The organism is Stenotrophomonas sp. P5_A9 (assembly GCF_056400525.1).
On sequence record NZ_JBFULC010000106.1, the window covers coordinates 1 to 7,365 of the forward strand.

Annotated in this window: 5 protein-coding genes; 1 reads left to right on the forward strand and 4 read right to left on the reverse strand. The window is 67.4% G+C overall.

The features are described 5' to 3' along the window. Window positions 1-48: 48 nt before the first annotated feature. The 4 genes from AC1DR7_RS19645 to AC1DR7_RS19660 form a co-directional block, all read right to left on the reverse strand. Window positions 49-675, reverse strand: coding sequence for a LysE family translocator (locus tag AC1DR7_RS19645; RefSeq protein ID WP_256777065.1), 627 nt, complete (start codon window positions 673-675; stop codon window positions 49-51). Window positions 676-893: 218 nt separating this feature from the next. Beyond that, on the reverse strand, window positions 894-3,767 hold the full coding sequence (locus AC1DR7_RS19650) for a TonB-dependent receptor plug domain-containing protein (protein ID WP_457320815.1): 2,874 nt from the start codon (window positions 3,765-3,767) through the stop codon (window positions 894-896). 249 nt (window positions 3,768-4,016) lie between these two features. Then, the gene (locus AC1DR7_RS19655) at window positions 4,017-4,397 is read right to left on the reverse strand and encodes a biopolymer transporter ExbD (RefSeq protein ID WP_478051804.1); all 381 of its coding nucleotides are present in this window, start codon (window positions 4,395-4,397) and stop codon (window positions 4,017-4,019) included. Window positions 4,398-4,517: 120 nt separating this feature from the next. After that, complete coding sequence (locus tag AC1DR7_RS19660) at window positions 4,518-4,928, reverse strand: ExbD/TolR family protein (protein ID WP_478051805.1); 411 nt, start codon at window positions 4,926-4,928, stop codon at window positions 4,518-4,520. 132 nt (window positions 4,929-5,060) lie between these two features. Here AC1DR7_RS19660 and AC1DR7_RS19665 point away from each other — a divergent pair, with 132 nt between their 5' ends. Continuing rightward, entirely contained in the window at window positions 5,061-7,052 is a 1,992-nt protein-coding gene (locus AC1DR7_RS19665; protein ID WP_478053059.1) for a transglycosylase SLT domain-containing protein, read from the forward strand. Window positions 7,053-7,365 lie beyond the last annotated feature (313 nt).

Below are 7,365 nucleotides of genomic sequence, written 5' to 3' on the forward strand. Positions count from 1 at the left end.
CCCGGCAGGACCGTCATTGTTCATGAGGTTGCCGGCCAGCGGCCGGCACTACGGTCGGGCGCGCAGCAGCGCCAGGCCGAAGCCGATGAAGATGGTGCCGACGACGCGGTCGAACACCTTGCGCAGGCCCGGGCGTGCCAGATAACTGGCCAGGCCCCGCCCACCGGCGGCGTACACCGCGTACCAGAACATCTCCATCAGCGCGAAGGTGCCCACCAGGACCACGAACTGCGGCAGCTGCGGCTGGGTCAGGTCGACGAACTGCGGCAGGAACGCCGAGGCGAACAACAACAGCTTGGGGTTGCTGATGCCGATGATGAAGCCATCGCGGAACAGGATGCGCCGCTTGCTCGGCGTGATCGCCGCGGTGCTGCCAACATCGATCGGCGCGTCACCGCCGCGCCAGGCCTTGATGCCCAGATAAACCAGGTAGGCCACGCCGGCATAGCGCAGCACGTCGAACACCATCGGCGAGGCCTTGAGTACCGCGCCCAGCCCGGCGGCGGAAATCGACAGCGCCAGCACCAGTGCGCTCAGGCACCCGGCCATGGCCGCGATGCTGCGGCGGAAGCCCACGCGCACGCTGCGGGTCATCACGTGCAGCATGTTGGGCCCCGGGGTGCCGCACAGGACGAATACGGTGACGGCGAAGATCCACCAGGTATGCAGGTTCATGGCAACAGTCATTGGAAAGGGTGGTGCCGGCCGCTGACCGGCTCGGCCATGATGCCTGACGGATAAAGCAGCAGCACGGCAAACATGCGCAATGGCCGGTGTGTGCAACGCATTTGTCTGCCCTTCAACGCAGCCGGGCATGGCCCGGCTCTACCGGATGGACGAACCGGGGCGCCGTGATGGCGCCCCGGTGGCATCACACGTACATCAACCGGCGATCAGAACCGCAGATCCGCGCGCATGTACCAGTAGCGCCCACGCGGGATGTCGTAGGTGGATGCGTCGTAGCCGTTGAGCGAGCACGACAGGCAGATTGGCGGGTCCTTGTCGAACACGTTGTTCAAGCCGGCGCTGAGCTGCAGGCCCTTCATCCAGTCCACCTTGTAGCCCACCTGCAGGTCATGGAAGGTGGTGGCATCAAGCGTGTTGGTGCCTTCCTGCTGGTTGCTGCACACCGGGAACGCCACGGCGTCGCCGCAGTCTTCGGTGAGCTCGGAAATGTGCCGCACGGTCCAGGACGCGCTCCAGTTGGCCAGGGCCCAGCTCAGCGTCGCGTTGCTGGTCCACTCCGGGATCGAACTGTCGGCCACTTCCACGCCCGGTTTCTGCGGCTGCCGCTGGCCCGCCGCACCCAGCGCTTCATAGCGCCCCACGAAGGTGTTCTGCCAGCCCAGCTTGAACTGGCCGACGTCGCTCTGCGGGAACGTCCAGAACAGGTCCACGTCCCAGCCGTCGGTCTTGATCGAGCCCAGGTTGGTGAGCCGGTTGTTGAAGCTGCTCACCGCACCGGTGGACGCGCGGCTGATGCCCTCGCAGTAGACCGGGTCCAGGGTTTCCACGCACAGGTCCAACTGGGTCTGCGCGTTGATGGCCTGGATGGCGCCTTCGATGGTGTGGCGGTAGAACGTCACTTCCACGTCGAAACGCTCCGACCACGACGCATCGTTGCCGAACCACGGGCTCCACACGAACCCGGCACTGAAGCTGCGCGAGCGTTCCGGGTCCAGTTCGGCGTTGCCGCCGGTGGTGACCGAGATCTGCGAGTTGGCCTGTTGGAAGCCGGTCGGTACGCCGAGCGCGGCGCAGTTGGCCGGATTGCCACGCGGTGCGGTACCGCCCAGGCCGATCGAGCACGGGTCGAACAACTGCAGGTCGGCACGCGCCGCCGAGCCATACAGCTCACCGATGGACGGTGCGCGGAAGCCTTCGGCGTAGCTGGTACGCAGCACGAAGTCATTGGTCACCTGCCAGCGCAGGCCGTACTTGGGGGTGAACTCGCCGCCGAAGGTGGAGTAGTCCGAGTAGCGCCCGGCCAGGCTCAGGTCGAGCTTCTCGCCGATCGCGCTCTTGGCGAAGATCGGCACGCTCAGCTCCAGGTACGCTTCATTGACGTCGTAGGAACCGGAGGTGGGCAGCGACGGCACGCCGTTGTAATGGCCGATCACGGTGAGCGGATCAGGATCGTAGCGGCCCTCGTACTTGCGGTATTCGTAGCCGGTGGCGAACGACACCGGGCCGGCCGGCAGGGTGAACAGGTCACTGCTCAGGTTGGCGGTGAACAGGCTCAACTCGTTCTGGCTGCGGTCGCGCACCACCGGCTGGATCCAGTCCAGCATCGCCGGGGTGATCGACCCGGCGCCCCCGAAGATGTTCAACGGCACGCAGCCGGGCGTGGCCGCGCATACCGCCGGGTCGCCCAGGGCCATGTTCACTTTGAAGATGTCATAGCTGCCGTAGTTGGTCTGCTCGGCCTTGTTCTTGCTGTACATGCCGTTGACGTCCCAGAACCAGCTGCGGCTGCCGGCCTCGAACTGGCCCACCAGGCCGGTGGCGAAGTACTGGGTGTTGACCTCCTGCTCGAAGATGCGCGCACCGCCCTCCACCGGGCGCCGGCCGATCAGGCTCATGTTGCCCGAGGACACCAGGTCGAACCCGAACGGGTTGTACGGGTTGAGCGCGGACACCACGATGTTGTCGGCCAGCGGGTTGCCGGTGGCGCCATCGGGGCCGAAGAACAGCGGCTCGGGGCCGGCCTGGTTGGTCGATTCGCGGCGGTTGCCCAGCGCCTTGATGTACCACTGGATGTTGTCGGTGATGTCGAAACGGAACTGGCCGAAAATGCCCTTACGTTCCGACGGCGTCAGCACCATGTTGTATTCGGCGAAGTTGAAGCGGTCGGCCGAGGTGAAGCAGTGGTAGTCGTCGGTGCGGCTGCAACCGGCACTGCCGTCGTAGCGTGGGTTGCTTGCCCCGGTGTTGGGCACGATGTCCTGCTCGGCCCCGGTGTTGGGGTCGACGAAGGCGAAGCGGCCCTGCGGAATGCCACCGCTGCCGAAGGCCAGCCCGGTGCCCGGGATCGGGAAGCGCGACTGCTCGCGGTCGCGCGCGTACACCGGGTCCTGCTTGGTCCAGCTGGCGCCCAGGAACAGGGTGTAGCGGTCGCCGCTGGTGCCCCAGGCCAGGTCCACGCCCTTCTGGGTGCCATCGCCCTTGCTGTACTCGCCGTAGTTCAGCGTGACCTGGCCGCCATCGAATTCGCGCCGGGTGATGATGTTGACCACGCCGGCGATGGCGTCGGAGCCGTACAACGACGACGCGCCGTCTTCGAGCACTTCGATGCGCTCGACGATCGCCAGCGGAATGGTATTGAGATCGGTGGCCGCGCCCACGCCGGAGGCCGAGGATTCGTTGACCCAGCGGATGCCGTCCACCAGCACCAGCACGCGCTTGGCCCCCAGGTGGCGCAGATCGACCTGGGCCGAACCGGCGCCCACGCCGCTGCCGTCAGGCGGGAAGCCGAAGTTGCCGGAGGAATTGAATTTGGCGTTCAACGCCGACCCGGACCCGGTGAGCTGCTGCAGCACTTCACCAATGGAGTTCATGCCGGTGCGTTCGATCTCGGCGCGGGTCAGGGTCTGGATCGGTACCTGGCCTTCCACTTCGGCGCGCTTGATGCGGCTGCCGGTCACCTCGACGCGGTCCAGCTCGGTGGTGGTTCGGGGCGTTTCCTGCGCGCCGGCCAGCGCGGGCACGGCCAACAACAGACACAGCGATACAGCGACCGCCAAGGGGCGGTAGTGCAGGTCGTTCATTCGCTCTCTCCACAAAGGAATGTTGGTCTGGGCTGCCGCACCCCCCTGCATGGCGGCAACGTCTCCTTTGTAAACAAACGGTAAACGGGCCGACGTGATGGACGACACTATTTCACGCGGATGCGACAAATCCGAACAGGCAACAAGCCCGCCCTGCAAGGCTTTTCGGGAGGCCGTCGTCGCGACGTACCCCGCAACGAGGCATGGTCTGGAACGGACGCAACACGCATCAGCGCGCGTGCACGCCACTCAGTCGTCCGCGTCGATCCCCAGGCCCGACATCAGCCCGGCGTTGTCCACGGCAACCATCACCTCGGACAGGGCCTGGTAGTCGGTGTCACCGGTGGTGCGCAGCCGCACGGTCGGGCGCTGCTGCGCCGGCAGGGTAGAAAAGACCTGCAGTTGCGCTGCCACTGCGCCCAACGGCAGCGGGACGCCGTTCCAGCGCAGGTGATTGGCCGCGTCCAGCGACAGTTCGATCGGGAGCGGACGCGGTGCATACGCCTCCGGACCGCACCATGTGGCCTGTGGCAATGGGAGGACCAACGGCCGCTGCAGCATCGGGAACGTGGCCACGACCACCACCAGCACCTCCAACATCACATCCACCAACGGCGTGAGGTTGGGCATGGCGATGGGGCCGCCGGGCCTGTTACCTGGAAAAACCATCCGCTGCATCCTGCACCAAGCTGGATTGCCCGTCGTGCCATGAAAGCGTGGCCCGTCCGCACGGACAGGCCACGACCGTGGTCAGGGACGCACGAAGGCGATGCGCTCCAGGTGCGCGTTGCTGGCAGCCGCCAGCACCTTGGCCATCACCTCATACTCGGCGTCAGGGTCGGTGGCGATACGCAGCTCCGGCAGGTTGCCGGCGTGTGCCTGTGCCTGGTCCTGCATGCGTGCCTGCAGGGAGGCGACCGGCACCCCCTGCCCGTTCCAGGTGACCTGGTTGGACGCATCCACGCGCAGCTCGATCGGCGCCGGTGGCTCGGTGGGCGGCACCACGCTGGTGGTGCGTTGCGGCAAGTTGACCGGAATGGGCAAGGACACCATCGGGGCGGTCACGATGAAGATGATCAACAACACCAGCATTACATCGACCAACGGGGTGACGTTGATCTCGGCCAGTGGTCCAGACGTAGCGGCTGCGCGGAATGCCATGCTCTGTCTCTCCCAGGAGCGGGCTGCCCCATGGCCGACACTACGCCGGGCGCGGCCGGTCTTCATGGCCCTGTGCGGCCCTCGTTCATGATCGAGTCGGCTTGCCCTCACCGCCCTTCACCGTGCGCCGTTATGCTCTCGGCCATGACTCGACTTCCCCTGTATTTCCTCAGCGCCTCCGTCCTGCTGGCCTGTTCCGGCGTCAGCCCGGTGGCCGACGCCCAGAACCTCGACGCGCAACGCGCGCAGGTCAAGGCCGCCATCGACAATGCCGAGCGCGGCCAGTTCGATCCTGCCCAGGCATCGGCATTGAGCAAGCATCCGCTGTACGGCTGGCTGGAGTACGCCAACCTGCGCCGCAACATCGACACCGTCAGCACCGCGCAGGCGCAGGACTTCCTCAAGCGCTACAGCGGCCAGGCCGTGGCCAGCAGCTTCCGCAGCGTGTGGCTGCCGGCGGTGGCGCGCCGCCAGGATTGGCCGACCCTGCTGGCCAACTGGGTCCCGACCGACAACGTCGGCCTGCGTTGCGCCCAGCTCAACGCACGCCAGGCCACCGGCAAGGCCGATGCGCAGTGGACCAGCGAGGCCCAGGCGATCTGGCGCAGCACCGGCAAGTCGCTGCCCGATGCCTGCGATGCGGTGTTCGCGGTACTCGATGCCAAGGGCGGCCTGAGCGCCGAACTGCGCTGGGCGCGGATCGACGCAGCCGCAGACGAACAGCAACCGGCGGTGATGCGCAGTGCCGCGCGCGGCCTGCCCGCCGCCGACCTGGCCTTGGCCAACACCTATGCCGCCTTCGTCGACAAGCCCAACGCCAGCGCGCTGAACTGGCCGCGCAACGAACGCAGCCGGCGCATCGCCACCGATGGCCTGGCCAAGCTGGCCAAGGCCGACCCGGGCGCCACCGAGCAGCAACTGCCGCAGTACGCCAGTGCGCTGCAGCTCAGTGCCGGCCAGCAGGCCCAGGTGCTGTACCAGGTCGCGCTGTGGACGGTGGCCTCGTATGGTCCCGAATCGGCGCGACGCCTGAATGCCGTGCCCGATTCGGCCTATGACGAGCGCCTGCACGAGTGGCGCGCGCGCGAGGCCATGTCGCGCGGCGACTGGCCGCAGGCGCTGGCGGCGATCCGCAAGATGGGCCCGGCCCAGCGCAGCGATTCGCGCTGGCGCTATTTCGAGGCGCGCATGCTGGAGAAGACTGGCAAGCGCGGCGAGGCCCAGCCGCTGTATCGCGACGCGGCCCGCGCGGCGACTTTCCACGGCTTCCTCGCTGCCGACCAGCTCGGCCAGTCCACCTACACGCTGTGCCCGTGGGAACCCAATGACAGCGCGCAGGCGCAGGCAGCGGTCGCGCGCGATCCAGCGATCATCCGCGCGATGGAGCTGTTCAAGATCGAGCGCGCCGGCTGGGCCGTGGCCGAATGGAACGACGCGTTGAGCCGCTACGACACCACCCAGCGCCGCATCGCGGTGGAAGTGGCGCGCGACAACGGTTGGTTCGACCGCGCGGTGTTCTCGCTCGGCAAGACCCCGGACGAGCAACGCCTGTATTCGCTGCGCTTCCCGCTGCACCACGATGATGCGATCCGCCGCGAATCGGCACGCAATGCAATCGACCCGGCCTGGGTGGCGGCCGAGATCCGCGCCGAGAGCATCTTCAATCCGAAGGCGCGCTCGCCGGCCAACGCCATGGGCCTGATGCAGGTGCTGCCGGCCACCGGCGCCAGCGTGGCCAAGTCGATCGGCCTGGCCAACTACGGCGGCGCGGCCAGCCTGTACGACCCGGACACCAACATCGCCATCGGCACCGCCTACCTGCGCCAGCTGATGAACAAGTACGAAGGCCTGCCCTACATCACCATCGCCGCCTACAACGCCGGCCCGACCCCGACCGCACGCTGGCAGACCCAGCGCCCGGGCTTCGATCCGGACATCTGGATCGAGACCATCAGCTATAAGGAAACCCGCGAGTACGTCGCGCGCATCCTGGCCTTCAGCGTGATCTACGACTGGCGCTTGAACGGCAACGCCCTGCCCGTGACCGACCGCATGAACGGCCGACTGCAGGCCAAGCGCAAGAACTTCGCCTGCGCGGCCAACGCGGACAAGGGCGGCGACTGAGAAACGCGGCCCAAGGTAGCGCCGGCCGCTGGCCGGCTCCCCAGACCGCCCGAACACCCCGGTRGTGCCGGCYGCTGGCCGGCTCCCGACACTGCCCGAAAACCCCGGTAGTGCCGGCCGCTGGCCGGCTCCTGGGAATCTTCGGGCATTGCGAGGAGCCGGCCAGCGGCCGGCACTACCGGGGTTTTCGGGCAGTGTCGGGAGCCGGCCAGCGGCCGGCACTACCGGGGTGTTCGGGCGGTCTGGGGAGCCGGCCAGCGGCCGGCGCTACCTTGGGCCGCGTTTCTCAGTCGCCGCCCTTGTCCGCGTTGGC